Consider the following 24173-nt stretch of genomic DNA (forward strand, 5'->3'; position numbering starts at 1 on the left):
CGTGATGGACGGCCGTCGGCGCAGTGACAATTTTCGTGGGCCGTATGAACTGACCGAGGAGACGCCGGTCTACGTCATCTCGGTGGCGGCCCAGCTCTCCGGCCTGCACCCGCAGACGTTGCGTCAGTACGACCGTCTGGGCCTCGTCTCCCCCGACCGCACGGCCGGCCGGGGCCGGCGCTACTCGGCGCGTGACATCGAACTGCTGCGCACCGTCCAGCAGTTGTCGCAGGACGAGGGCATCAACCTGGCCGGCATCAAGCGGATCATCGAGCTGGAGAACCAGGTGGCCGCCCTGCAGGCGCGGGCGGCCGAACTGCAGGCGGCGCTGGACGGCGCGGCGGCCGTCATGCAGCAACGGGAGGCCGCGGTGCACGCCTCCTACCGGCGGGACCTGGTGCCGTACCAGGAGGCGCAGCAGACCAGCGCGTTGGTGGTCTGGCGTCCCAAGCGGCAGCAGACAGCCGACTGAGGCAGCACCGAGCCGGGACCGAGCCGCGACCGAGCAGGACCTGGGTCGAAGCCGAGCCGGAGCCGAGCAGGACCCGAGCAGGATCGCTCAGGACCGAGGGAACGCCGAGAGAGCACCGAGGGAAACAGATGGGCCCGGAGACGTCGTCTCCGGGCCCTCCCCTGTGTGCGCCTCTCTCGCGCGGTGAGATCAGGCGCGCGCTCCACGCCGGCGACGGAACGCGCGGACATGAAGAATCCCCCGAGGAATCAACGGAGAAGTACCCGTGCACGGCGAAGCGGTGACCGGAAGAGAGAAGAGAAGAACGGCACGCAGATCTGCTTCCAGGCCTGCGTACGGGTCCGCGAGATGAACCGAGCGAGGAAAGGGCCGGGTTCGTTCGTTCGGCCGGTCGTGCGTTTCCACCGGCGGCTTGCGGTGCACTCATCCGCAGCCCGCGTCCATGCGTGATCAATCGTCGCTCCGTCACCGCTTCGCAGGCGCAGGAAGGGGCGATTCCGCAGGTCACGGCCGCATAACCGGGAGGTCGCGCTCCGCTTCCCCGGTCCGGGTCCGGAGAAAGCCCCTCTGATCAAGACCCGCGGCCAACGCCGTTGGTTGTATGGATTCTTGGACGCTTTCCGGACGGAACTTCGCGGAGTTTTCGCAAGGTCTCCGCTTCGTCTCCTTGCGTCTTCACCCGCTGAGCAGAGCGTGACGTTGCTACTTCGTTAAGCGGTTCCGCTTGACGTCGGCGGCCGCTGCCGCGTTGTCTTTTCAGACATCTGGGTCACCATGTCGCACCCATGTCCGCATTGCACCGAACGCACCTGAAGTGAGCCCCCGAATGCGTCGTATCGCCATAGCTGTGGTCGCCTCCACGATGTCCCTGTCGCTCGCCGGCTGCGGGATGCTCGGGGCGTCGGAGGGCGGCGTCAGCGCGACACCGACCCGGAGCGACGACATCACGGTGGGCGTGCTGATGCCGGAGGAGACGAACACGCGGTACGCCGAGTTCGACTACCCCATCATCAAGCGGAAGGTCGCCGAACTCACCGGCGGCAAGGGCAGGACCGACTACGCGAACGCCGCCGCGTCCACCAAGAAGCAGGACACCCAGATGCAGCGGATGATCGACGACAAGGTCGACGTCATCCTGCTGGACGCGGTCGACGCGAAGGCCATCGAGCCCATGGTGCAGAAGGCCAAGGACGCCGACATCCCCGTCATCGCCTACGACCGTCTCGCCCAGGGCCCGATCGACGCCTACGTCTCCTTCGACAACGAGCTGGTCGGCGAGGTGCAGGGCCGCTCGCTCGCCGAGGCCATCGGCACGGTCAGCCTCTCCGACAAGATCGTCATGGTGAACGGTTCGCCCACCGACCCCAACGCCGCGCAGTTCAAGAAGGGCGCGCTCAGCGAGCTCAGCGGCCGGGTCACGATCGCGAAGTCGTACGACACCGACAAGTGGAGCCCGGAAGTCGCCGAGGCCAACATGGCGAAGGCGATCGACGCGATCGGCAAGAGCAACATCGCCGGCGTCTACTCCGCCAACGACGCCATGGCCGGCGGCATCATCAAGGCCCTGGAGACGGCGGGCGTCAGCGCCGGCAACCTGCCCCCGATCACCGGCCAGGACGCGGAGCTGTCGGCCGTGCAGCGCATCATCGCCGGCGAGCAGTTCATGAGCGTCTACAAGCCTTACCCCGCCATGGCCGAGGCCGCCGCCCAGGCGGCCGTCGCCAAGGTCCAGGGCCGCGAACTCCAGTTCGCCGCGCTCACCCGCGACAAGGTCGACAGTCCGACGACCAAGGGCATTCCGGCCAAGCTGGTGACCGTGGTCGCGCTGACGAAGAGCAACATCAAGCAGACCGTCGTCGCCGACGGCATCTACAAGATCTCCGACATCTGCACCGCCAAGTTCAAGGCCGACTGCCAGGCCCTGAAGCTCATCTGATCCCCGGCTGCGGCCGCGCCGCCCGACCGGCGCCGGGCCTCTGCGGCTGTGAGGGCGGTAGCGAGGGCGGCTGCGCGGCCGTCAGGGAACCGGCTCGGTTCCCTGACGGCCGCTCGCCGTTCCCCGTCGTCGCTCGCGCGGACCGGCGTCCCGTGCGGAGGCCTTGGACGCCGCCGCACACACCCCCGTGGACACCGCGCCGCGCCGTCGACGCTCCGGAGCCCGGCCGGACTCCCCCGTGGCCCGGCCGGGTTGGTTTCGCTCACCCCCCTGCAGAAGAGCCCCCGGGGGTAAGCGGAACCAACCATGCACCCCGCGAAGGCCCCGCACCACCGTCAGCTTGTTGCAGTGCCGGGGGAGGAGGCTGGGAGGAACTCACTCAGAAGGGTGGTTTTCGACGGCCTTGGCCGGAGGAGCCGTGTTGCGGAGCCGGTCCGGGCCGCGCATAGTTGCGCTCCGGAAGAGGCGTACGGCGGGGGTGGGACGGGCGATGGCCGGGCACGGGACGGAGGACCATCCACACGGCGCCGACCGACTGTGCGAGGCCGGGGATCGCGTGTATGCACGGGCCGTACGACGCGGCCGGGTGGCGCGTGCCGACGCCGAGCCGGTCCCGTGCCTCCTCGAGCTGGCCCTCCTGCACCCCGATCCCGACGACATGGACTGGCTGGTGCCGACCTCCCCGCAGGAGGTCATGACCCGGCTGCTGCGCGGACTGCACGACGAGGTCAGCGCGAGCCAGCGGCGGATGGGCTCGGCGGTCGCCGCCTTCGAGTGGTACGCGGGTCTGGGCGGGCCGGAGCGGGCCGCGGGCGGCGAGGGCGCGGCGATCCGCGTCCTGGACGGCCCCTCCCGCATCCAGGCCGCCCTGGACGCTGCGACCGAGGCGTGCACCACCGAGGTCCTCACCGTCCAGCCCGGCGGCATCCGGCGTGAGCACGAGCTGTCGGAGGGCCTGCACCGCGCGCTGGAGCTGCGCGGCCGGGGCGTGCGCATGCGCGACCTCTACAACCACGTCGCCCGGCACGGGCAGGGCCTGCTCAACTACCTGGAGCTGATGGGCGACACGGTGGAGGCCCGCACGCTGGACGAGGTGATCGACCGGCTGATGCTCTTCGACCGTACGGTCGCCTTCGTCCCGGCCAACGCGGACCGCACGATGGCCCTGGAGCTGCGGCACCCGGCCCTGGTCTCCTACCTGGTGACGGTCTTCGAGCGTCTCTGGCGGCTGGCGATCCCGCTCACCGCGCCGCTCCCCGACCCGCGGGTCGAGGGTGTCTCCCATCGCGAGCAGTCCATCGCCGCTCTGCTGGCCGAGGGGCATCAGGACGCGGTGATCGCCGAGCGGCTGGGCATCAGCGTCCGCACGTGCCGCGCGCACATCGCGCGGCTCTCGGAGACCCTGGGCGCGGCCAGCCGTACTCAGCTGGGGGTGCGGATCGCCCAGGTCGGCCTCGACCGGCCGTCCGACGAGGAGGCGCCGGGCGGCGTGGCGGGCGGCGCGGCGGGCGTCCCCGCCCAGAGGCCCGGGCCCGGCCCCGGGGCCACCGTCGCTCCGTCCGCGGACTCCTCCGTCGAGCCTGCCCCTGCCCCTGACCCTGCTCGTGCTTCTGAGTCCGCCTCTGCCCCGGCCTCCACCGCAGCGCAGGCCGCGCCCTCTGCGACCGCGTCCGCTTCCGCCGCTACCCCAGGCCCTGTCCCAGGCCCTGACCCTGCTCCGGCGCCCGGCGCCGTTCCTGGTCAAGGATCCCCGACTGCCCTATGAGGTAGCCGAGTTGGGCGCGGCTCTCGCTGCCGAGAGTGGTGGCCAGCTTGGCGATGTGGACGCGGGCGGTGCGGACGTTCATGCCGAGCCGGTCGGCGATGACGGCGTCGGTGTGCCCCTCGACGAGGAGGGCGGCGATGGCCTGCTGCCGCGGGGTGACGCCACCCCTGGACGGGCGCTGGACGGCCTGCGGGTACATGGGGGTGGCCAGCCGCCAGAGCCGGTCGAACGTGGTGGTGAAGTAGGTCAGGAGGGCCGGGTGACGGACCTCCAGGGCCAGCCTGCCGTCCTCGCCGGCGGGGATGAAGGCCACCGAGCCGTCGATGACGATGAGCCGGTCGGTGACCTCGTCGAGGGTGCGGGCCTGCACGTCGCCCCGCAGCTGCTCGTAGCGGGCCAGGACGAGGGGCTGGTGGCGCTGGGTGTGCTGGTAGAGGGTCCGGATGCGGCAGTCCCGGTCGAGCAGGGCCTGGTCGCGGGCCATGGCGACGGCGTGGGCCGTCTCGCCGCGCTGGCCGCTGTAGTGGACATGGGGCTGGACGCAGAGCACTTCGCTGGCCGCCTCGGACGTCGCCTCGGTGATGGCCTCGTTGATGCGTTCGGTGCCGCTGAGGAGCCGCAGGGAGACGGGCTCGGCGGTGGCCGTGCGGGCGCCGGTGATCCGCATGAGGGGCTCGAACAGCGATGCCAGCCGTTCCTCGCGGCGCCGTTCCTCGGCGATGCGCACGCCCGAGGAGCGCAGCAGCCGGTGCAGGGCGAGGGCCGGGGACGCGGGCTCCAGCTGGGCCAGGTCGTCCACGACGGGGTGCAGGAGGCCGAAGGACAGCAGACAGGGGGCCGCCGTCTCGGCGTCGTCGGTCTTGACGCGCCCGTCGCGCAGGGCCTGCTCGTAGAGGCGCAGGCCCGCGGCGCACAGGTCTTCCACGCCGTGGTGGGGGTGCGGCGGGGCGTTCACTGCGGTTCTCCCTGTTCGTTCTTCGTTCTCGTTCTCCGGACGGGTCAGGGCTCCTGCTTGAGGATCCCCGACTGGGCTATGAGGAAGCCGAGCTGGGCCCGGCTGCCACTGCCCAGGGCGGTGGCGAGCTTGGCGATGTGGGCTCGGCAGGTGCGCACGTTCATGCCCAGCCGGCGGGCTATCGCCTCGTCCACGTGCCCCTCGACGAGCAGCTTGGCGATGGAGTGCTGGATCTCCGTGATGCCGTCGGGCGCGGTCTCGTAGGGGGCGCCGGTGGCGAGCGGGACGGCACGGCCCCACATGAACTCGAAGACCTTGATCAGGTAGCGGACCAGTCCCGGGTGCCGCAGTTCGAGGGCGACCTGGCCGTCGTCCCGGGTGGGGATGAAGGCCACGGTCTCGTCGCAGATGATCAGCCGTTCCACGAGTTCGTCGATGGTGCGGTACTCCACCTTGCCGTCGGTGAACTGGGAGACGTAGGCCAGCGTCTCGGGGCTGTAGCGGGCCGTGTGCTGATAGAGCGTCCGGATGCGGCAGCCGCGGTCGATGAGCGGTCTGTCGCGCTCCAGGCCCTGGACGAGGGTGTGCTCCAGGCGGCGGCGGCTCGGCTGGACGGTGAGCATCTCGGTCTGGCACTGCGAGGTGGCCAGATCGAGTGCGGCGTTGATCCGGTCGATGCCCTCCAGCACCGTGATCGAGTGCGTGGCCGGCGTCGGCTGGGCGCTGAGGGTCATGAACGGCTCGAAAGCGTCGGCGAGTTCCACCGACAGCCGCCTGCGTCGGGTGATCTCGCGTTCGATCGGGTTGAGCAGTTGGGACAGGGCGATCGACGGGGGTACCGGGCGCAGCCAGTTCGCGTCGTCGGGGTCCGCGTGGAGCAGGGCGAACTCCATCAGACACGGAGCGGGTTCCACGTCTGCGCGGGCTATGCGGCCCGTCCGAAGTGCGGTCCCATAGAGACGGCGACCTTCCTCGCACAGCTCAGTCGACGCATGAGGATGTGTCTGCTTTGTCTGATTTTTCGTCAAATCTCCACCCCCCAGGGTCCTGAACGTGCAGGAACATGATGCATCGATTGTGTGGCCATGACGTGCCCGAATGGGCCATCGTCGTAGTCGACGGGGGAGAGGTGACCTTCAAATGAGGACGAAGCCGACTATGCATAAGAGAATGCTTCGCTCGGCGCTTGCCGCCGCCTTCTCCGCAGCGCTCGCCTTCGGAGCGCTGAGCGGTCTTGCGGGCACGAAGGGCGACGTGGCGCGCGACAGCACCTGGAGCACCGCCGCCGTGGCCGGTGACAGCACGTGGGTCGCCCCCCGTGACAGCACCTGGGTGGTCACCGCGGCGGACGCGCCGGGTGACAGCACCTGGGTCGTCACCGCGGCAGGCGTGCCGGGCGACAGCACCTGGGTGGCGCCGGGCGACAGCACCTGGGGCGCCCCGGCCGACAGCACGTGGGTCGCCGAGTCATGACCACGCCACCCGACGACCGCTCCTTCCGCCGCGAAATGGCGACCGCCTACCGCTCTGGCTGGCACTTCATCGATCTGGTCACCGCCATCCCCCACAGTGGTGACTCGTTGATGGTGACGGTGTTCGGCGAGCCGGTGGTCGTGACGCGCGACGAGGACGAGGACGTACGGGCCTACCGGTGTCTGCGCAAGCCCCGTGGGGCGCCGCAGCCCGTGCGCTGTGCCATCCGGTACGGAATGATCTTTGTGAACCTGGACCAGCGGGACCACAGGCTCGTCGAGCCCGAGGTCCCACCCCTGAAGACCGTCTCAGCCACCCCCCGCAGTGCCTGACGCGATTCCCCCGTCGTAACAGATCGCTCAGGCGCTTCCCCCCGCAGCGGCGTCACCGTGACCTGAACACGGTGACGCCGCTGCAGTTTGCGGGGACATTTCCGGTTATGCGCCCGGTTGAGCGTTGGCCGGAAAACGACGGGAAAGAATCCGGTCAGCCGACCCGTCGGCGCTGTCCGCACGTCTCACGGTTTCCCCGCGGCCGCGCCGCGGCGCCTTGCGACTCGCCGGCGCTCCCCTCGGGCTCCTCCTCGGCCTCTTCGGGCTTACGCGGGGTCTCCCTCGGTCCGCCCTCGGTCCGCCCTCGGTCCGCCCTCGATCCGCTCCCGGTTCGCCCGCGGCCCTCCCTCGGCCCTCCGTTCGGCTCAGCCGCGTCCCATAGCCCGGGTCAGCTCGATCTCGATCACCACGCGCGTGGGGTTGGGGCCCGGTGTGCGCCCGTAGCGCACCGCGTACCGCCGCACGGCGTCAGCGACCCGCTCCGGCTCCGTACGGACGAACGCCCGCCCCTCGAGGGTGGCCCAGCGGCCGCCGTCCACCTGGCACACCGCCACCCGGGCACCGTCCGGGCCCGCCGCCAGGACGTTGGCCGCCTTCCGGCTGGCCCCGTCGGTGATGACCCGGGCCAGCCGGCTCCCGGGGTCGTACGTCACGCCGACCGGAACGACGTGCGGACTGCCGTCCGGGCGTGGTGTGGTCAGCGTGCACAGATGACGTTCCTGCCAGAAGGCGAGATACGGCGCGTCGGGCGCGCCCGGGTCCTGCGGATATGCGGCCATGGTCGGAACTTAGTGCGCGGACAGCGCCCCATGCACACCTTGAGCGGAATAGACTCAACTTTGTGTACGCTGACAGAGTCAGTACGGGAGAGCGCTGACGCAAGGAGGAGACAGCGAACGTGGACGCCGAGCTGACCAACCGGAGCCGGGACGCGATCAACGCGGCCAGCAGCAGGGCCGTGTCCCAGGGGCACGCCGACCTCACCCCCGCCCATCTGTTGCTGGCTCTGCTGCAGGGCCAGGACAACGAGAACATCGTCGACCTGCTTGCAGCCGTCGACGCCGACCAGGCCGCCGTGCGCGTCGGGGCCGAGAAGGCGCTCGGCGCGCTGCCGAGCGTGACCGGGTCCACCGTCGCGCCCCCGCAGCCCAACCGCGACATGCTGGCCGTCGTCGCCGACGCGCAGAACCGCGCCCGCGACCTCGGGGACGAGTACCTGTCCACCGAGCACCTGCTGCTCGGCATCGCCGCCAAGGGCGGCCCGGCCGCCGAGGTGCTCGCCCGGCAGGGCGTTACCCCGGAGAAGCTGCAGGAGGCCTTCCGCAAGGCGCGCGGCGGGCGCCGGGTGACCAGCGCGGACCCCGAGGGCCAGTACAAGGCCCTGGAGAAGTTCGGCACCGACTTCACGGCCGCCGCCCGCGAGGGCAAGCTCGACCCGGTCATCGGCCGGGACACAGAGATCCGGCGGGTCGTGCAGGTGCTGTCCCGCCGCACCAAGAACAACCCCGTCCTCATCGGCGAGCCCGGCGTCGGCAAGACCGCCGTCGTCGAGGGGCTCGCCCAGCGGATCGTCAAGGGCGACGTGCCCGAGTCCCTCAAGAACAAGCGGCTCGTGGCGCTCGACCTGGGCGCGATGGTCGCCGGGGCCAAGTACCGCGGCGAGTTCGAGGAGCGGCTGAAGACCGTCCTGGCCGAGATCAAGGACTCCGATGGCCAGATCATCACCTTCATCGACGAGCTGCACACGGTCGTCGGCGCGGGCGCCGGCGGCGACTCCGCGATGGACGCCGGCAACATGCTCAAGCCGATGCTCGCGCGCGGCGAGCTGCGCATGGTCGGCGCGACGACGCTCGACGAGTACCGGGAGCGGATCGAGAAGGACCCGGCGCTGGAGCGGCGCTTCCAGCAGGTGCTGGTGGCCGAGCCGACCGTCGAGGACACCATCGCCATCCTGCGCGGTCTCAAGGGCCGCTACGAGGCCCACCACAAGGTGCAGATCGCGGACGCGGCCCTGGTCGCCGCCGCGACGCTCTCCGACCGCTACATCACCTCCCGCTTCCTCCCCGACAAGGCCATCGACCTCGTCGACGAGGCGGCCTCCCGCCTGCGGATGGAGATCGACTCCTCCCCGGTCGAGATCGACGAGCTCCAGCGGTCCGTCGACCGGCTGAAGATGGAGGAGCTGGCGCTCAGCAAGGAGACCGACGCCGCCTCCCGCGAGCGCCTGGAGAAGCTGCGCCGCGACCTCGCCGACCGGGAGGAGGAGCTGCGCGGCCTGACCGCCCGCTGGGAGAAGGAGAAGCAGTCCCTCAACCGGGTCGGCGAACTGAAGGAGAAGCTCGACGACCTGCGCGGCCAGGCCGAGCGGGCCCAGCGCGACGGCGACTTCGACACCGCCAGCAAGCTGCTGTACGGCGAGATCCCGACCCTGGAGCGCGACCTGGAGGCCGCGTCCGAGGCCGAGGAGGAGGCCGCGAAGGACACCATGGTCAAGGAGGAGGTCGGCTCGGACGACATCGCCGACGTCGTCGCCTCCTGGACCGGCATCCCGGCCGGCCGCCTGCTGGAGGGCGAGACGCAGAAGCTGCTGCGCATGGAGGACGAGCTGGGCAAGCGGCTCATCGGCCAGGCACAGGCGGTCCAGGCGGTCTCCGACGCCGTACGGCGCTCCCGCGCGGGCATCGCCGACCCCGACCGTCCCACCGGCTCCTTCCTGTTCCTCGGCCCGACCGGCGTCGGCAAGACCGAGCTGGCCAAGGCCCTCGCCGACTTCCTCTTCGACGACGAGCGGGCCATGATCCGCATCGACATGTCGGAGTACGGCGAGAAGCACAGCGTCGCCCGCCTGGTCGGCGCGCCTCCCGGCTACATCGGCTACGAGGAGGGCGGCCAGCTCACCGAGGCGGTGCGCAGGCGGCCGTACAGCGTGGTCCTGCTGGACGAGGTGGAGAAGGCGCACCCGGAGGTCTTCGACGTCCTGCTCCAGGTCCTGGACGACGGCCGGCTGACCGACGGCCAGGGCCGCACGGTCGACTTCCGCAACACGATCCTGGTGCTGACGTCCAACCTGGGCAGCCAGTACCTCGTCGACCCGGTGCCGACCGAGGCGGAGAAGAAGGAGCAGGTCCTGGAGGTGGTGAGGGCCTCCTTCAAGCCGGAGTTCCTCAACCGGCTCGACGACCTGGTGGTGTTCTCGGCCCTGAACAAGGAGGAGCTCGGCCGGATCGCCCGTCTCCAGATCGACCGTCTCGCCAAGCGGCTCGCTGAGCGCCGGCTCACCCTGGAGATCACCGACGCCGCTCTCGCCTGGCTCGCCGACGAGGGCAACGACCCGGCGTACGGCGCCCGGCCGCTGCGCCGGCTGGTCCAGACGGCCATCGGCGACCGGCTCGCCAAGGAGATCCTGGCGGGCGAGGTCAAGGACGGCGACACGGTCCGGGTGGACGCGTTCGGCGACGGCCTGATCGTGGGCCCCGCGACCGGCAAGACGCTGTAACGCGCCCTGCCCCGCCCTGTCCCGGCGCGCCCGCCGCCTTCCCCGCTCCCTCCCGTCACGTCGTGAACGCCGAGTACCGCACCCGCGCGGTCTCGGCGTTCACGTACGTCACGTTCACGTCGACGTAATGGGCGTCCGTCCCGGGGCGGCCGCCGACGTCGAGCTGGAAGCAGCGGTCGTAGCCGTGGGCGCAGGCAAGGGCCCCCGGTCCGCCCGGCCCGTGGGCCCCGGGGTAGGCCTCCGTCAGCCAGGCGTCGACGCCCGCGCGCGGCATCCGGAAGTCGGCCTGGTAGTTCGTGTCCAGCCAGGACTGCACCGTGCACTCCGCGTCCCGCGCCCCCGTCGGCAGCTCGGCCCCGCCGAACGCCAGCGCCTCGGCGCAGGGCACGTTCCTGAGCCGGGTCCCGTCGGGTTCCCCGTCGTCGGCCAGCACCCAGACCGCGATCAGCACAAGCAGCCCGACCACCAGGAACACGGGCAGCGCCAGGATCGCCGCCACCACGCCCCACCTGGTCCGGCCCCCCGGCTCCGGCCGCGCGGCCGCGTCGGTCCGGCCGCCCCTCTCGCTTCGCCCGTTCGCCATACGATTCCCCTCCGCCGGTCACCGTCCCTCGGTGCGACAGGCCGGATCCTGTCAGCTCAGGGCTGACAGGGCCTGGCGGGGGTTGCCACCCCCCTCCCCGCATGGGAGAGGATGGCGGGATCCGTACGAAGGGAAAAACACGGTGACCATCGACCCGTCCTCGATTCCGAATTTCGGGGGCCAGCCCGAGCCGCAGCCCCAGGGTGGACCGGCGGGCCCCGTCGTCCCGGATCAGGATCTCGTGAAGCAGCTCCTCGACCAGATGGAGCTGAAGTACGTCGTCGACGACGAGGGCGACCTCGCGGCGCCGTGGGAGGAGTTCCGCACGTACTTCATGTTCCGCGGCGAGGGTGACCAGGCGGTCTACTCGGTGCGGACGTTCTACGACCGGGCCCACAAGATCGACGACAAGCTCCAGCTCCTGGAGTCGATCGACGACTGGAACCGGCGCACCCTGTGGCCCAAGGTCTACACCCACACCCACGACGACGGCACCGTCCGCCTCATCGGCGAGGCGCAGCTGCTGATCGGCGCCGGCGTCAACATCGAGCTGTTCGTCTCCTCCACGGTGAGCTGGGTCCGCGCGGCCATCGAGTTCGACAAGTGGCTGGTGGAGCAGCTGGGCCTGGAGTCCGACGTCGACGACGCGGAGACCAAGCCCGAGGAGGACGACGAGTAGGTCCCCGACGACCTGCACGCGCCCCACGCGCAGAGGCGCCCGCCCACACCCTGTGGACGGGCGCCTCTGCCGTCCGCCCGGCCCGCCCATACGGACGCGCCCCCCCGGCGGAACGCGGACCGGACGAACGGTGCGAGTACCGGAAGGCGAAGCCGGCGGTCTCCGCATCCGCCTCCTTCACCGACGCGTCCCGAACCCCGCCCCGCTGTCACGGGCCGACGAGAACCACCGCCATCAGCTCCGCGGCAGGCCCGCCGGCTTGTCAGGCGGTGAAGCCGCCGTCCACGTGGACCGAGGCTCCGGTGATGTACCTGCCGTCCACACTTGCCAGGTGGGCGACGGTGGCCGCGATCTCGGCCGCTGCCGCATAACGGCCCACGGCGGTGAGGCCGGCGATCGTCTCGGCGTTCGGGCCGTCCGCCGGGTTGGCGTCCGTGTCGGTGGGGCCGGGGTGGACCACATTGACCGTGATCCCGCGCGGGCCGAGTTCTCGGGCCAGGCCCTTGGCCATGCCGACGAGGGCCGTCTTGCTCATCGCGTACAGGGCCAGGCCCGGGAAGGGCGCGCGTTCGGCGACGTTGCTGCCGATGCTGATGATGCGTCCGCCCTCGCCCATGTGACGCGCCGCCGCCTGTGACGCCACGAGCGGTGCCCGGACATTCACGGCCAGGGTGCGGTCGATCTCCGCCGGCCCCAGGTCGTCGAGCGGGCCGACGAGAAAGACGCCGGCGTTGTTGACCAGGATGTCCAGCCTGCCGAAGGTCGCGGCGGCCTCGTCCACGGCGGCGGTCAGTGCCTGCGGGACCGCGCTGTCGGCCTGGATGGCCAGACCTCGACGCCCCCGGGCCTTGACCTGCTCCACGACCTCGGCCGCGCGCTCCGAGCTGTTCTCATAGGTGACGACGATGTCGGCGCCTTCCTCCGCCAGCCGGAGCGCCGTGGCGGCGCCGATGCCCCGGCTTCCGCCCGTGATCAAGGCGACGTTTCCTTCGAGTCGGTTCATGCCGTCGAGCATCGCGGGCCCCACCAGCGGAAGCTGGCGGGAATCCGACCTGGCGTCCGGCGACATCCGACGGCCGTCCACCCTCGATGGTGGCGTTCACGTTCACGTGGACCCGGCAGGCGGTCGAGTCGCCTGACGAGCGCTCAGCGTCTCTTCTCGTACCTGGTCAGGATCACGCCGCCGGGAAGCGTCCGCGTCTCCACCAGGTTCAGGTTCACCCAGTTGTCCAGCGCGGTGAAGAACGGCGTGCCGCCGCCCACCAGGACCGGCGCGGTGGCCAGCACGTACTCGTCGATCAGCCCGGCCCGCATGGCCGCCCCCGCGAGCGTCGCGCCGCCGATGTCCATCGGGCCGCCGTCCTCGGCCTTGAGCCGGGTGATCTCGGCGACCGCGTCGCCGGTGACCAGGCGGGTGTTCCAGTCGACCTTGTCGATCGTCGAGGAGAACACCACCTTCGACATGTCCCGCCAGCGGCACCCGAACTCGACCTCCGCCGGGGTGGCGTCGGGCCGCTGGTCGACGGTCGGCCAGTAGGGGCTCATCGTCTGCCACAGCTTGCGCCCGTACAGCGACAGGTCGGTCGCCGGCAACCGGTCGGACCAGAACTGGAACAGCTCGTCGCTCGGCACGCTCCAGCCGATGTCGTCGCCGGGCGCGGCGATATAGCCGTCCAGGGTCAGGTTCATGCCGTAGATCAGTTTCCGCATGGCGCCAGCCTTCCGTGAGTCGGTCTCACGCGTACAGACCGGCGCGGCGCGGGAAACTCACCGGTGCGCGATCTGAACACGGAGCACGACGTCAGCCTGCTCCCCGTCCCGGTAACCCATGAGCTCGACGTCGGACCCGCACCGGGCGTGGGCGCGGGTGAAATCCATCTCTGTGCGGCGCGGGGCAGGTTGCGAGGAGGGCGCTGTGCCCTACCCCGAGTCCTGTCAGCTCTCGTAGTGGTAGCGGCACTGTGCGATCAGGACGGCGTCCCCGGTGGCTTTGTAGATCAGTCGGTGCTCGTCGTTGATGCGGCGCGACCAGTAGCCCTGGAATCCGTGCTTGAGCGGTTCCGGCTTGCCGATCCCCTCGTTGCCGTTCCGGGCGATGTCCGCGATGAGTGTGTTGATGCGCTTCAGGATCTTCCGGTCCTGAAGTTCCCACCACAGGTAGTCCTCCCAGGCACGGGAGGAGAAGGTGATCTTCAACTCGCGGCCCTTATTCGTCGGTCGCCAGTTCGCGTACGGTGCCGCCGCCGTTTTCCAGCTCGTCGATGGACGCGAGCAGGCGCCGGGCGTTCGCAGGGCTTCGGAGCAGGTAGGCCGTCTCCTTGAGGGATTCGTAGTCCTCGAGGGAGACGATGACGACCGGCTCATGTCCGGCCCGGGTGATGACGACCTCCTCGCGGTCGTCGGTGACGGAGTTGAGCACCTCGGCGTACCGTGCGCGCGACTCGGAATAGCTCATGGTCTTCACGGTCGACCCTCCTATGCGTACAGGAAATTGTACGCCGATGCCGGTCGCGCGACAAGCTTCAGAGGGGCGGCGGCGACCGGGCGGTCTCCGGGCGCGAAGGTTCTCGGTGAGTGAAGGATGAGAACTCCGCCCCCGGATCTGGCGATCCTCCGTGAGGACACGCCCGCCGGGAGGGCAAGCGCTACGGCTTCGAGGACGTCCTGCTGATCTCCGAGGTCGTCCCGGCCTCGTCCGCACGCAAGGGCCGCGACGACTGCACCGCGAGTCGCGGCCGTTACGGCATCGTGGCCGACGGCCTTACCTTCACCCTCGACCTCGACGAGCTCCCGCGCCCGGAGCCCGAGGCGGACGCCCGCTGACGAAGGGCGTCGAGGGTGGGGGCTCAGCTCCCGTCCGTCCAGTACTTCTGGAGTCTCGCGACCGCCTCGTCCTTGGTCATCCCCGCCACGGTGTCCTCGCCGACGCCCGCGCGGTGGATGAGCAGATGCACCAGGTCGGCGGGAAGGGCCTCGCTCGGCGGCTCGGGGGCGCCTCGGTCGGGCAGTTCGCCGTGCTGGGCGCAGGCCCAGAACTCGTCCTCGGTGACGTCCAGTTGGTCCCGCAGGATGTGTCGCCACATCGCGGCGCCGTACGCGGTGCGGTCCACCGGGTGCGAGATTCTGGTGCGCAGGATCCGGCCGTCGTGCAGGGTGAGTTCGTAGGTCACGTGATGGGTGCCGGTGCGCCCGCGGGCGTCCCGAACGCGTTCCCACTTCTCGGCACGGCAGAAACGATCATGGTTCTCACGGTCGGGCTGGGGCCAGGTCACCGTGGAGCACCCACCAGCCAGTCGCGCAGCTGTCCGTCGTCGCTGAGAGCGATCAGCTGCACCAGGCCCCAATTGTCCGCGTGGTTGGGTGCGGTCCGCAGCCTGTCCTGCCAGTCCTCGGCGTACTCGCGAAGGGCCTGGACCATCTCCCCTATGGCTTCGTCGAAGGTGGCCCCGTCGGCGGCCAGTGGCAGTCCTGACAGAAAGACGGACCAGCCGCCCGCCTCGGGGACCACCTCCGCCTTTGCGGGGCACACCAGCGACAGATGCTGGCGCAGCCGCTCCACGTCCACGACTGCCGAGCGCCCGGAGTCACGGCGTACGGTCGCCACCCGTCCCTCGTCGGCCGCGTCGAGGAGGTCCTTCAGGTGTGCGCGCGCTTGGGTGTAGCTCTCGTAGTGCACAGCGGCCATGACCTGCCTCCTCGATCGTCCGGCCTTCCCAGCGTGCACCCATCCGTCACGTACGTCAAGTACTTCACGTACGTGACGGTGGGTGCGGTCGCTGGAGGCGGGATTGCTCCGGAGTCTCCTGTCGTCCGCCTCGTCCCGGCGCAGCGTCCAGCTGACCTCGGACGGCCTCGCGGCGGCGGTGAGATCCACGCGAGAGACCGCCCGAGACCAACCGCAAAACGGCAATACCGACAGGTGGGCGGCCGGCCCTGCCTCATTCAGGACGCGAGGCGCTGCAGGCGGCTCGCGGCTTCGTCGAGAACGTCGTCCCTCTTGCAGAAGGTGAAGCGCACCTGGCTGCGGCCGGCGTCGGGGTCGTCGTAGAAGACGGAGTTGGGGATGGCGACGACGCCGCAGCGTTCGGGGAGGGCGCGGCAGAAGGCGTAGGCGTCCTTCTCTCCGAACGGGGTGATGTCGGTGGTGATGAAGTACGTGCCCTGCGGCTCGTAGACCTTGAACCCGGCCGCGCGCAGGCCGTCGCCGAGCAGGTCGCGCTTGCGGCGGAGGCCGGCGCGGAACTCTTCGAAGTAGGAGTCCGGCAGGCGCAGCGCCTCGGCGATCGCGTACTGGAACGGGCCGGCGCTGACGTACGTCAGGTACTGCTTGGCCGTCCGGACGGCGGAGACGAGCGGGCCGTTCGCCGTGACCCAGGCCACTCCGTGTTCACACACCCATTTGTGCGGGGTCCGACCGGGCGCAGCCGTACGGCCGCGGCACACACGCACAAGTACGGCACGGGCAAGATCCCCATCCCCCTGGCCGACGACCGCACCTTCACCCTCAACCTCGACGAGCTCCCGCGCCCGGACAGCGGGTTGCACGTCCCCTTCGCGCACGCTGCAAGGTGCATCCGACAACGTCACTCCGTCCGATCGGGGACGGGCTTCCGCCTGAGTAGAACTACTCAGGCGCCGTGGTGGCCGATACGGATACTGCGCGTTATGCAGGGGAGTTATGGTACGGCTCGGTCACCGCAGCGCTGCTGTGACAGGTTCACGTCCGCTCGTCGGGTACGACAGGACACGGGGAGGAACCACGCATGGCGTGGGATGAGTGGGAGCAGCTCAAGGCCGCAGCGGTCGAGCGGCACACCACGCAGATGCAGCTCAACCATGTGCTGGCCGACCAGGGAGGCGGCGGCACGAGTAACGCCGGTGCTTCTTCTGGCAAGTTGAGGTCGGACAAGGCGGCATGGACCAAGGCGGGGGAGGACGTCGGGTCCTTGCGTGAGGACCTTGGCAAGGCGTGGGTGAAGATGGAGTCGGGCCAGACGGGGCTCGGGAAGGGAACCGGGTGCCTGACCGCAGCGGCCCAACAGGATGTCTACGAGTCCTGGAAGCGCTACATCAAGGACGTGGGCGAGGTGTGCGACGGGCTTGCCGGCGTGCTGGAGAAGGCGGGCAACGACCAGCTGCGGACGGATCAGGCCATCGAAGCTGAGATCGTCAAGCTGAAGACCGAGTACTACGAGGACACGCACCCCGGCAGCCAGGCCAAGGGGCGGTGACCCGGACATGGACCACCTGACGCTCAAGGCGCTCACGCCGTCCGAGTACACCGAGGCGGCTGACGGATACCGCGCGATCAGCGGCTCGGCCGACGCGGCCATGGACCGCATTGACAAGCAGATCACCGCGGCCATGCGGAAGGCCAACGAGGGTGAGGCCGCGGACGCGGCACTCAAGCAGCTGCGGAAGCTGTCGGAGAATTTCCACTACACCCAAGTCGAGTGCGGCCTGATCACTGGAGCTCTCGACGGCTTCTCGTCCGAGATCACCGCACCCAAACGGCGGCTGACTGAGGCACTGGACGATGCGGCAGCGCTGGCATACACCGTCAACGAGGACGGCACCGTCACGTATCCCGCCGGCGGTAAGAACGAGCTCACCGGTGAGTCGATCCCCGGCGGGAAAGTCATGGGCAACAACGGCTTGATCACCGGCAACGACACAGGATTTCAAGCACCGGGGCTGATGCCGAACAATCCTCAGTTCAAGAACCCGAACCCGCACCATGCCAAAGCCGTGGACATCGCCGACCGCATCGCCCACGCCGTACGGGAAGCACAGGAGATCGACGATCGGTACAGCAAGGCGCTGAACAAGCTCAAGGCGGCGCCGGGGCTGAATGTCGACACCAAAACATGGGCGGACGTGGCATCGGATGTCGATGCTGTGAGTTCAGCGGCCAGTAAATACCTCCAGGATCATATCCCGTTGGCCAAGTCGCCGGCCGACCGCAAAGAGTGGTGGGACAGCCTCAGTAACGAGGAGCGGGAGGAGTACAAGGCGGCCTTCCCGGAAATCATCGGCAACTTGGACGGGATCCCGTCCACGGTCCGGGATGAGGCCAACCGGGAGAACATCCACCTGCTCATCGCGCAGTTGGAGGGCCAGCCCGGAGAGGCGTCCAAAGAAAAGCTCGAAGGACTGAAGGGCATACAGGCCAAGCTCAATGCGGGAAGCCAGCCGCCCATGTTCCTTCTGGGCATCGGTCTCGAAGGAAACGGGAGGGCGATCGTCGCGTACGGGAACCCTGACACGTCGAAGAACGTGTCGGCCTATGTGCCTGGCCTGGGAACCAAGCTCGACTCGGGATTCGCCGATGGCACGGTGAAGCGTGCCTTCTACACCGCGCAGGGCGCCCAGAAGTTCGACCCCTCCTCATCCGCGATCGTATGGCTCGGCTACGACGCGCCTCAGTCACTCGACGTGATGACGACGGCCGATGCCGAGCGAGGCGCCCCCGCCTACAACAGTTTCATGAGTGGAATTTCGGCCACCAACGAGAACGCGGATCCTCACGTCACCGCCATCGGGCATTCCTACGGTTCTCGACTGGTGGGCGCTGCCACACAGGAGGCGGGCGGGATCGCGGGCGCCGATGACATCGTCCTCGTAGGAAGTCCCGGTGTCGGCGTCGACAAGGCGGAGGACCTCGGGGTGGGCAAGGAGCACGTCTGGGTGGGCGCGGCTGAGAATGACATCGTTACCAAGCTGCCTTCCTCGAAGGAGGCCACCGCAGGGACCATGGGGTTCTTCGGGGGCGGTCCGCTCGGCGCGTACCTCGCTGGCGACCTGGCCGACCAGGGTGATGACGACGTCTGGTTCGGCAAGGATCCTGCGAGCAAAGCGTTCGGGGCCAACAGGTTCCAGACCCTACCCGGACCGGAGCTGGCGCAGCCTTCTTTCCCCGAGGTGTGGAACTCGACCCTGGATATCGAGGCGCACAGCAACTACTTCTCCCCGGAGGAAGGGAAGGACAAGGTTTCTGCGCGGAACATCGCTGCCATCGTCGCAGGGCAGCCGGGATACGTCGTGAGGGAGACGCCACGATGAGGGCGAGGGTTGCAGCGGCTGCCGCGCTGGTGCTGGTTCTTTCCGGATGCGGCGCGGCAGGCAGCGCGTCGACGAGCAAGGAAAGTCGGTCGAAGATGAACCTGCAGGAGGCTGCCGACAGGGCTGACGCGATTCTGGACGAGGCGTTCGAGGCCATCAAGCCCCCGGTTCAGTGGACGCACCTGTACTCCATGCCGGGTGACTGCTACGTGGACCGTGACCGTTCCGTCATGACGGTCATCTCCGCCGAACGGCGCGGCAGCTTCCTCGGCGTCCTGGAACGCCACTGGAAGAGCAGGGGCTACCAGCTCGTCGCCACGAGTCCGAACGGCCTTGCAGCCAATTTCGAGACTCGGGACGGGTTCCAGCTGGAGGTTCTGATCGGGCCGAACGGCCAGGCCCATCTGAGCGTCACCACCCCGTGCGTGGAGAAGTCCGAGGTCGCTCAGCCGACGAGCAAGCCGAACGGCCCCGACTACTCGAGGCAGACGCTGCCGGAGCCGAACGTGCGGTCCGCGTTCTGGTCGAGTACGACGCCCCTGCCCAGCTGACGCAAGACGACGTCCGCAGGTCGGAACTGCCGGGAAACGCCCGCCCTCCTTTCGTGGACGGCACCCGGGGCGTGTCGTCAGCCCGCCAGCGCCTTCAGACGTCCCACCGCCTCCTCCAGCACCCCCGTCCGCTTGCAGAACGCGAACCGCACGAACGGAGCGCCCGCGTCGCGGTGGTCGTAGAAGACCGCGTTCGGGATGGCGACGACGCCCGCGCGCTCCGGCAGCGAACGGCAGAAGGCGAAACCGTCGCTCTCGCCGAGCGGGCGGATGTCGGTGGTGATGAAGTACGTGCCGGCCGTCCTGAACACCCCGAAGCCCGCGTCCGCCAGCCCCGCCGCCAGCAGATCCCGCTTGGCCCGCATGTCCTCACGGAACGCGGTGAAGTACGTGTCCGGCAGCGCGAGCGCCTCGGCGACGGCGTACTGGAACGGGCCGGACGCCACGTACGTCAGGTACTGCTTCGCCGAGCGGACGGCGGCGACGAGATCGGGGGCGCCGGTAACCCAGGCGACTCATCGTTCACACACTCATTCGTAGGTGGTGCACTGGGCTCACCGCAGTCCGCCGTCGCCGGTCGGGGCGCCGACCGATCCGCGCATCTCCGCCGCGCGACCGAACGCGACGTGCGGCCGGGGACGGAATCGGTGGATCGCAGGACACCCCGAGCATCATGTTTCGAGGAGAGCGGTCAGGACCACGGCGGGATCGGCGTCAGGCGGTCCGGCCGGCCACCAGATGCCCTGGTCCTTGGTGTACGGGTACCACATACCGTCCCGGCCCATGCGCAGTTGGGCATCGCGGCCCTCGACGGTCCAGCGGTTGCGCCAGGCGCGGAGCCGGGGCGGTCTGCCGTCGGCCCAGTCCGCTCGCAGCGCCGCGCGGTCGCGCTCCAGACGGGAGGCGGGTGGGATCCAAGAGCTTTCCAGTACGTCCAGGGACGCTGTGCCGCCGTGCCGCCACGCGCGGGCGGCGGCGGCGAGGTCGCGGGGGGTGCGGCCGCAGTTCGAGGCGATCCGGGCGAAGACCTCCGGGGCGGGGTGGGCGGCGGCGAAGCGGACGGCGTCCTGCCACTCGGTGAGCGGGAGGGGCGGGAGGGTATGGGCATGCCGCGCTCCGAGGGCTCCGGCGAGCAGATGCCGGGCACGCATCGCGGCGTCGGCGGCGAGCAGTTCGAGCGCGGCCGGGTCCACGCCGGGCTCCGGGACGGCCGCGTCCACCAGCGCGGGGCCGCGGCCGGCCCGTTCGGGCAGCGGGGGTGGGGCGGGCAGGGACGGCAGGTCGGCGCGTGAGGCGAAGGCGGGCCCTGCGAGATCGCCGGGCCGGGCCGGGGACCCGTCCCGATCTGCGCCTGCCGTTGCCGTGGACACCGCGGCTTCGGCGGAGGCTCGGGCGGTGTTGCGGCGGCCGAGCTCGTCCATCAGCTCCCGTTCGCCGCGACCCCGCAGGAGCAGCAGTACGAAGGGGTCGCGGTCCAGGAGCCGGGCGACCTGGTAGCAGAGGGCGGCGGCGTGTTTGCAGGGGTAGCCCCAGTCGGGGCAGCTGCACTCGGGGTCGAGGTCCCGTGGGCCGGGCAGCAGCGGGACGCCGGCGGCCGCGGCGTCGTCGGCGAGCCCGGCGGGCATCTCGCCGTCCAGCAGGGCGGCGATGTTGGCGGCCCGCTCGGCGATCATGTCGAGCAGCCGGTCCCACTGCCGGTCCGTCAGCTGTTCCACCTGGACCGTGGAGCGGTACGGGGTGCGGCGGCTGCCCTGCACCGGGGCGGCAGCCGAGCCGGGGGCGACGGTGACGGGTCCGACCGCGCCGCCGCGCGCGTAGGTCCGGCCGCGCGAGAGGCGGCCGGAGTCCAGGGAGGACTCCTCGAGGGAGCGCAGCCATGCGCGGCCCCACCAGGAGTCGGCGAAGGGCGCGCGGCTGCCCTTGGCCGGCGGAAGTGCGTCGAAGGTGCGCGCGGCTTCCCTCTGAGCCGGGATGCGTCTGCTCATCGTCCCGTCCTTCGCAGTGTGACCAGTTCGGCCAGTTCGCTGTCGCTCAGTTCGCTGAAGGCCGCCTCGCCCGAGCCGAGCACCGAATCGGCCAGTTCCCGCTTCTGGCGGAGCATCTCGGCGACCCGGTCCTCCACGGTGCCCTCGGCGATCAGCTTGTGCACCTGGACCGGCTGGGTCTGTCCGATCCGGTAGGCGCGGTCGGTGGCCTGATCCTCCACGGCCGGGTTCCACCAGCGGTCGTAGTGGATGACATGTCCGGCCCGGGTCAGGTTCAGACCGGTCCCGGCGGCCTTGAGGGACAGCAGGAACACCTTCTTCTTGCCGGTCTGGAAGGCGTCGACCATCTCCTCGCGGCGTTTGACCGTGGTGCCTCCGTGCAGGAACAGGGTGCCCACGCCGCGGTCGGCCAGGTGGCGCTCGATCAGCGCGCCCATGGCCACGTACTGGGTGAAGACCAGGGCAGACCCGTCCTCGGCCAGGACGGTGTCGAGGAGTTCGTCCAGGAGTTCCAGTTTCCCCGAACGGCCCGCGAGCCTGGCACCCGCGGGCTCCTTCAGGAACTGCGCGGGGTGGTTGCAGACCTGCTTCAGGCCGGTGAGGAGCTTCATCACCAGGCCGCGCCGCGCCATGCCCTGCCTCTCCTCGATCTCGGCCATGAGCTCGCGTACCAGCGCCTCGTACAGCGACACCTGCTCCTTCGTCAGGGACACCGGCTGGTCGGTCTCGGTCTTGGGCGGCAGTTCGGGCGCGATGCCGGGGTCGGACTTGCGCCGGCGCAGCAGGAAGGGTCGGACCAGGGTGGCCAGCCGCCGGGCGGCCTGTTCGTCGCGGTCGCCCTCGACGGCCGTGGCGTAGCGGTCACGGAAGGAGGTGAGCGTGCCGAGCAGGCCGGGGGTGGTCCAGTCGAGCAGTGACCACAGTTCCGACAGGTTGTTCTCGACCGGGGTGCCGGTCAACGCGACCCGTCCCTGGGAAGGGATCCGGCGCAGGGCCTGGGCGGTGAGCGCGTGCGGGTTCTTGACGTGCTGGGCCTCGTCGGCGACGAGCAGGCCCCAGGGCTGCTCGGTGAGGCGTTCGGTGTCGCGGCGCATGGTCCCGTAGGTGGTCAGGACGAAGCCGCCGTCCGCTCCGCCGTCGAGGCCCGCCAAGTCGCGGCCGGGGCCGTGGAAGCGGCGCACCGGGGTGGCCGGTGCGAAGCGCCGGATCTCGCGCTCCCAGTTGCCGAGCAGCGAGGCGGGGCAGACCACCAGGGTGGGGCCGGCGGTGGTCTTCCCCTCCTGGCGACGCAGGTGGAGAGCGATCAGGGTCACGGTCTTGCCCAGGCCCATGTCGTCGCCGAGGCAGCCGCCCAGGCCGAGCGAGGTCATCCGGTGCAGCCAGTTCAGGCCGCGCAGCTGGTAGTCGCGCAGGGTCGCGGCCAAGGCTTTCGGCGGCCCCTGGGGCTCGCGCGCGGCGCGGGCCTCGGGGTCGGCGATCCGGGAGCGCAGCTCCTCCAGTACGCCGCTCGCGGTGACCGCCACCTGTTCGCCGTCCACCTCCACGCTGCCGGTCAGCGCGGCGCCCAGCGCGTCGATCGGGGTGAGCGGGGTCGTCGTGGACTGTGCGGCCCGGCGCAGCCGGCGGACCAGATCCGGGTCCACGACCACCCACTGGTCCCGCAGTCGCACGATCGGCCGGTGTGCCTGGACCAGCCGCTCCAGCTCCTCCTCGGTGAGTTCCCGGTCTCCGAGGGCGACCCGCCAGCGGAAGTCCAGCAGGCCGCCGGAGGACAGGAACGACTCGGCCGCGGACTGCGTCCCCTGGCGGCGTACGGGTTCCAGGACGCCGGAGGCCGTCAGCTCGCGTACCAGCTCCTTGGGCCAGTGCACGGCGACCCCGGTGGCGGCAAGGCTTTCCGCCGCGTCGCCCAGCAGCGACCGGGCCTCCTCGTCGGACAGCTCCAGGTCGGCCGGGGCGGCGGAGTCCAGCAGCCGTCCGGCCGGGGGCCAGGCGCGGGTGGCCCGGCGGAGCGTCAGCAGCGTGTCCACCTTGGCCCGTGGGCCGAACAGTTCGGGGGCGGTGGCGTGGCCGGACCACAGGTCCGCGGCGTCAGCGAGCACCGTGGGATCGGCCAGGCTGCGCAGCTGGACCACGGCCCGGAAGGAGTCCGCGCGGTCCAGTTCCAGCCGCAGTGAGACAGCCAGACCCGCGTCGCGGCCGGCGGCGACCTCCGCCGCCCACGCCCGCTGCTCGGGTACGGACTGCGGAGCGCGCGCCGCGAACGCCGGTCCGCCGGTCACCTGGCGGGCGGCGGGAGGGCGGGCGAGGGAATCGGCCACGGCGTCAAGGAAGGCCCGCAGCAGCGGCTCGGCCGCCGCAAGCGTGAGGCGGGAGAGTCCGGGAACCGCGACCGCGCGGGCCTGAGGAGGCATCGCGGCGGCAAGGGCGGTCAGCCGCTCATGGTCCTCGGTGTCCAGCGGGCCGACCCGCCAGGCGTCGAATCCCTCCGGCGACACCCCGGGCAGTATCCGGCCCCGGGCGAGCAGACGCAGCCCCAGCAGGGCCGCTGTGCCCCAGAACGCGGTACCGGCCGAAGCCCGCCCGCTGCCGTCCGCGCCGAGCGCACGGCAGCGGGTCAGCAGCGGCAGCGCCTGCTCCACCGGCAACAGAACGGCGACCACCCGTGCCCGGCGCACGGACGAGCCGTGCGGGCGGACCACGGTGAGTTCCTCGGGTTCCACCCCGCGGTCCGGTGGCTCACTACCAGGCGTCCAGAACGCCATCCGTCCCATCCGGGGCGGGTCCTCGGGAAGGAACACCGCCTCGCCCAGGGCAAGTTCCGGCAACCCGGCAAACATCCGTTCCCGGTCCCAAGTCGCCGACTCGGGCTCCGCCGACGGGT

At 70.3% G+C, this 24173-nt stretch carries 21 protein-coding genes and 3 pseudogenes; 10 read left to right on the plus strand and 14 right to left on the minus strand.

Going from position 1 to position 24173, the window contains the following annotated elements; translation table 11 throughout:
* The first annotated feature begins 4 nt into the window (after positions 1–4).
* From IE239_RS30655 to IE239_RS30665, 3 genes and pseudogenes are all read left to right on the plus strand, one after another.
* Positions 5–472 (plus strand): heat shock protein transcriptional repressor HspR, encoded by a 468-nt coding sequence (locus tag IE239_RS30655; protein WP_190152760.1) that lies wholly within the window; start codon positions 5–7, stop codon positions 470–472.
* An 826-nt stretch (positions 473–1298) separates the two neighbouring features.
* Positions 1299–2408, plus strand: coding sequence for a sugar ABC transporter substrate-binding protein (locus IE239_RS30660; protein WP_190152692.1), 1110 nt, complete (start codon positions 1299–1301; stop codon positions 2406–2408).
* 490 nt (positions 2409–2898) lie between these two features.
* A pseudogene (locus IE239_RS30665) lies at positions 2899–3874 on the plus strand (helix-turn-helix transcriptional regulator); the annotation flags it as partial.
* 216 nt (positions 3875–4090) lie between these two features.
* Here IE239_RS30665 and IE239_RS30670 read toward each other — a convergent pair.
* Entirely contained in the window at positions 4091–5128 is a 1038-nt protein-coding gene (locus IE239_RS30670; RefSeq protein WP_190152693.1) for a helix-turn-helix transcriptional regulator, read from the minus strand.
* Between the two features lie 44 nt (positions 5129–5172).
* Positions 5173–6021, minus strand: a complete 849-nt coding sequence (locus IE239_RS30675; protein WP_373308173.1) for a helix-turn-helix transcriptional regulator — start codon at positions 6019–6021, stop codon at positions 5173–5175.
* A gap of 277 nt (positions 6022–6298) precedes the next feature.
* On the opposite strand from IE239_RS30675, the gene IE239_RS30680 reads away from it, so the two are divergent.
* Entirely contained in the window at positions 6299–6601 is a 303-nt protein-coding gene (locus IE239_RS30680; protein WP_190152695.1) for a hypothetical protein, read from the plus strand.
* The gene (locus IE239_RS30685; RefSeq protein WP_190152696.1) at positions 6598–6933 is read left to right on the plus strand and encodes a Rieske (2Fe-2S) protein; all 336 of its coding nucleotides are present in this window, start codon (positions 6598–6600) and stop codon (positions 6931–6933) included. The genes IE239_RS30680 and IE239_RS30685 overlap by 4 nt, the downstream gene beginning before the upstream one ends.
* Before the next feature lie 365 nt (positions 6934–7298).
* Here the strand turns inward: IE239_RS30685 and IE239_RS30690 are convergent, their stop codons facing one another.
* Positions 7299–7712: a pyridoxamine 5'-phosphate oxidase family protein gene (locus tag IE239_RS30690; protein ID WP_190152697.1), complete on the minus strand. Its 414-nt coding sequence runs from the start codon at positions 7710–7712 to the stop codon at positions 7299–7301.
* A 119-nt stretch (positions 7713–7831) separates the two neighbouring features.
* Here IE239_RS30690 and clpB point away from each other — a divergent pair, with 119 nt between their 5' ends.
* The gene (gene clpB, locus IE239_RS30695) at positions 7832–10429 is read left to right on the plus strand and encodes an ATP-dependent chaperone ClpB (protein WP_190152698.1); all 2598 of its coding nucleotides are present in this window, start codon (positions 7832–7834) and stop codon (positions 10427–10429) included.
* Between the two features lie 55 nt (positions 10430–10484).
* Here the strand turns inward: clpB and IE239_RS30700 are convergent, their stop codons facing one another.
* Entirely contained in the window at positions 10485–11012 is a 528-nt protein-coding gene (locus tag IE239_RS30700; RefSeq protein ID WP_229878407.1) for a hypothetical protein, read from the minus strand.
* Positions 11013–11154: 142 nt separating this feature from the next.
* On the opposite strand from IE239_RS30700, the gene IE239_RS30705 reads away from it, so the two are divergent.
* Positions 11155–11691, plus strand: a complete 537-nt coding sequence (locus IE239_RS30705; protein WP_190152699.1) for a type III secretion system chaperone family protein — start codon at positions 11155–11157, stop codon at positions 11689–11691.
* A gap of 262 nt (positions 11692–11953) precedes the next feature.
* On the opposite strand, the gene IE239_RS30710 is transcribed toward IE239_RS30705, so the two are convergent.
* From IE239_RS30710 to IE239_RS30740, 7 genes and pseudogenes are all read right to left on the minus strand, one after another.
* On the minus strand, positions 11954–12694 hold the full coding sequence (locus tag IE239_RS30710; protein WP_229878408.1) for an SDR family NAD(P)-dependent oxidoreductase: 741 nt from the start codon (positions 12692–12694) through the stop codon (positions 11954–11956).
* Positions 12695–12837: 143 nt separating this feature from the next.
* Positions 12838–13401, minus strand: coding sequence for a dihydrofolate reductase family protein (locus tag IE239_RS30715; RefSeq protein WP_190152700.1), 564 nt, complete (start codon positions 13399–13401; stop codon positions 12838–12840).
* A gap of 225 nt (positions 13402–13626) precedes the next feature.
* The gene (locus IE239_RS30720; RefSeq protein WP_190152701.1) at positions 13627–13887 is read right to left on the minus strand and encodes a Txe/YoeB family addiction module toxin; all 261 of its coding nucleotides are present in this window, start codon (positions 13885–13887) and stop codon (positions 13627–13629) included.
* 10 nt (positions 13888–13897) lie between these two features.
* Entirely contained in the window at positions 13898–14155 is a 258-nt protein-coding gene (locus IE239_RS30725) for a type II toxin-antitoxin system Phd/YefM family antitoxin (RefSeq protein ID WP_190152702.1), read from the minus strand.
* 382 nt (positions 14156–14537) lie between these two features.
* Positions 14538–14963: a cytotoxic translational repressor of toxin-antitoxin stability system gene (locus IE239_RS30730; protein WP_190152703.1), complete on the minus strand. Its 426-nt coding sequence runs from the start codon at positions 14961–14963 to the stop codon at positions 14538–14540.
* Entirely contained in the window at positions 14960–15376 is a 417-nt protein-coding gene (locus IE239_RS30735; protein WP_190152704.1) for a prevent-host-death protein, read from the minus strand. Before IE239_RS30735 ends, IE239_RS30730 begins: the two co-directional genes overlap by 4 nt.
* A 257-nt stretch (positions 15377–15633) precedes the next feature.
* Positions 15634–16071: pseudogene (locus tag IE239_RS30740) on the minus strand (aminotransferase class I/II-fold pyridoxal phosphate-dependent enzyme); the annotation flags it as partial.
* 383 nt (positions 16072–16454) lie between these two features.
* Between IE239_RS30740 and IE239_RS30745 the strand changes: the two are divergent.
* From IE239_RS30745 to IE239_RS30755, 3 genes are all read left to right on the plus strand, one after another.
* Positions 16455–16922 (plus strand): hypothetical protein, encoded by a 468-nt coding sequence (locus IE239_RS30745; RefSeq protein ID WP_190152705.1) that lies wholly within the window; start codon positions 16455–16457, stop codon positions 16920–16922.
* Between the two features lie 7 nt (positions 16923–16929).
* A complete protein-coding gene (locus IE239_RS30750) occupies positions 16930–18753 on the plus strand; it encodes an alpha/beta hydrolase (protein WP_190152706.1) in 1824 nt (607 codons plus the stop codon).
* A 95-nt stretch (positions 18754–18848) separates the two neighbouring features.
* Entirely contained in the window at positions 18849–19304 is a 456-nt protein-coding gene (locus IE239_RS30755) for a hypothetical protein (RefSeq protein WP_190152707.1), read from the plus strand.
* Positions 19305–19381: 77 nt separating this feature from the next.
* Here IE239_RS30755 and IE239_RS30760 read toward each other — a convergent pair.
* From IE239_RS30760 to IE239_RS30770, 3 genes and pseudogenes are all read right to left on the minus strand, one after another.
* Positions 19382–19819 (minus strand): annotated as a pseudogene (locus IE239_RS30760) (aminotransferase class I/II-fold pyridoxal phosphate-dependent enzyme); the annotation flags it as partial.
* Between the two features lie 156 nt (positions 19820–19975).
* A complete protein-coding gene (locus tag IE239_RS30765; RefSeq protein WP_190152708.1) occupies positions 19976–21289 on the minus strand; it encodes an SWIM zinc finger family protein in 1314 nt (437 codons plus the stop codon).
* Positions 21286–24129: an SCO1167/SCO6262 family helicase gene (locus IE239_RS30770; protein WP_190152763.1), complete on the minus strand. Its 2844-nt coding sequence runs from the start codon at positions 24127–24129 to the stop codon at positions 21286–21288. The genes IE239_RS30765 and IE239_RS30770 overlap by 4 nt, the downstream gene beginning before the upstream one ends.
* Between the last annotated feature and the right edge of the window lie 44 nt (positions 24130–24173).

It is taken from the genome of Streptomyces humidus (assembly GCF_014649655.1).
Taxonomy (GTDB): Bacteria; Actinomycetota; Actinomycetes; order Streptomycetales; family Streptomycetaceae; genus Streptomyces; species Streptomyces humidus.

Coding starts and splice junctions, on each gene's coding strand:
- IE239_RS30655 (WP_190152760.1), top strand. CDS start 5: ATGGACGGCCGTCGGCGCAGTGACAATTTTCGTGGGCCGTATGAACTG.
- IE239_RS30660 (WP_190152692.1), top strand. CDS start 1,299: ATGCGTCGTATCGCCATAGCTGTGGTCGCCTCCACGATGTCCCTGTCG.
- IE239_RS30675 (WP_373308173.1), bottom strand. CDS start 6,021: ATGGAGTTCGCCCTGCTCCACGCGGACCCCGACGACGCGAACTGGCTG.
- IE239_RS30680 (WP_190152695.1), top strand. CDS start 6,299: ATGCTTCGCTCGGCGCTTGCCGCCGCCTTCTCCGCAGCGCTCGCCTTC.
- IE239_RS30685 (WP_190152696.1), top strand. CDS start 6,598: ATGACCACGCCACCCGACGACCGCTCCTTCCGCCGCGAAATGGCGACC.
- IE239_RS30690 (WP_190152697.1), bottom strand. CDS start 7,712: ATGGCCGCATATCCGCAGGACCCGGGCGCGCCCGACGCGCCGTATCTC.
- IE239_RS30700 (WP_229878407.1), bottom strand. CDS start 11,012: ATGGCGAACGGGCGAAGCGAGAGGGGCGGCCGGACCGACGCGGCCGCG.
- IE239_RS30710 (WP_229878408.1), bottom strand. CDS start 12,694: ATGAACCGACTCGAAGGAAACGTCGCCTTGATCACGGGCGGAAGCCGG.
- IE239_RS30715 (WP_190152700.1), bottom strand. CDS start 13,401: ATGCGGAAACTGATCTACGGCATGAACCTGACCCTGGACGGCTATATC.
- IE239_RS30735 (WP_190152704.1), bottom strand. CDS start 15,376: ATGGCCGCTGTGCACTACGAGAGCTACACCCAAGCGCGCGCACACCTG.
- IE239_RS30745 (WP_190152705.1), top strand. CDS start 16,455: ATGGCGTGGGATGAGTGGGAGCAGCTCAAGGCCGCAGCGGTCGAGCGG.
- IE239_RS30750 (WP_190152706.1), top strand. CDS start 16,930: ATGGACCACCTGACGCTCAAGGCGCTCACGCCGTCCGAGTACACCGAG.
- IE239_RS30755 (WP_190152707.1), top strand. CDS start 18,849: ATGAACCTGCAGGAGGCTGCCGACAGGGCTGACGCGATTCTGGACGAG.
- IE239_RS30765 (WP_190152708.1), bottom strand. CDS start 21,289: ATGAGCAGACGCATCCCGGCTCAGAGGGAAGCCGCGCGCACCTTCGAC.
- IE239_RS30770 (WP_190152763.1), bottom strand. CDS start 24,129: ATGTTTGCCGGGTTGCCGGAACTTGCCCTGGGCGAGGCGGTGTTCCTT.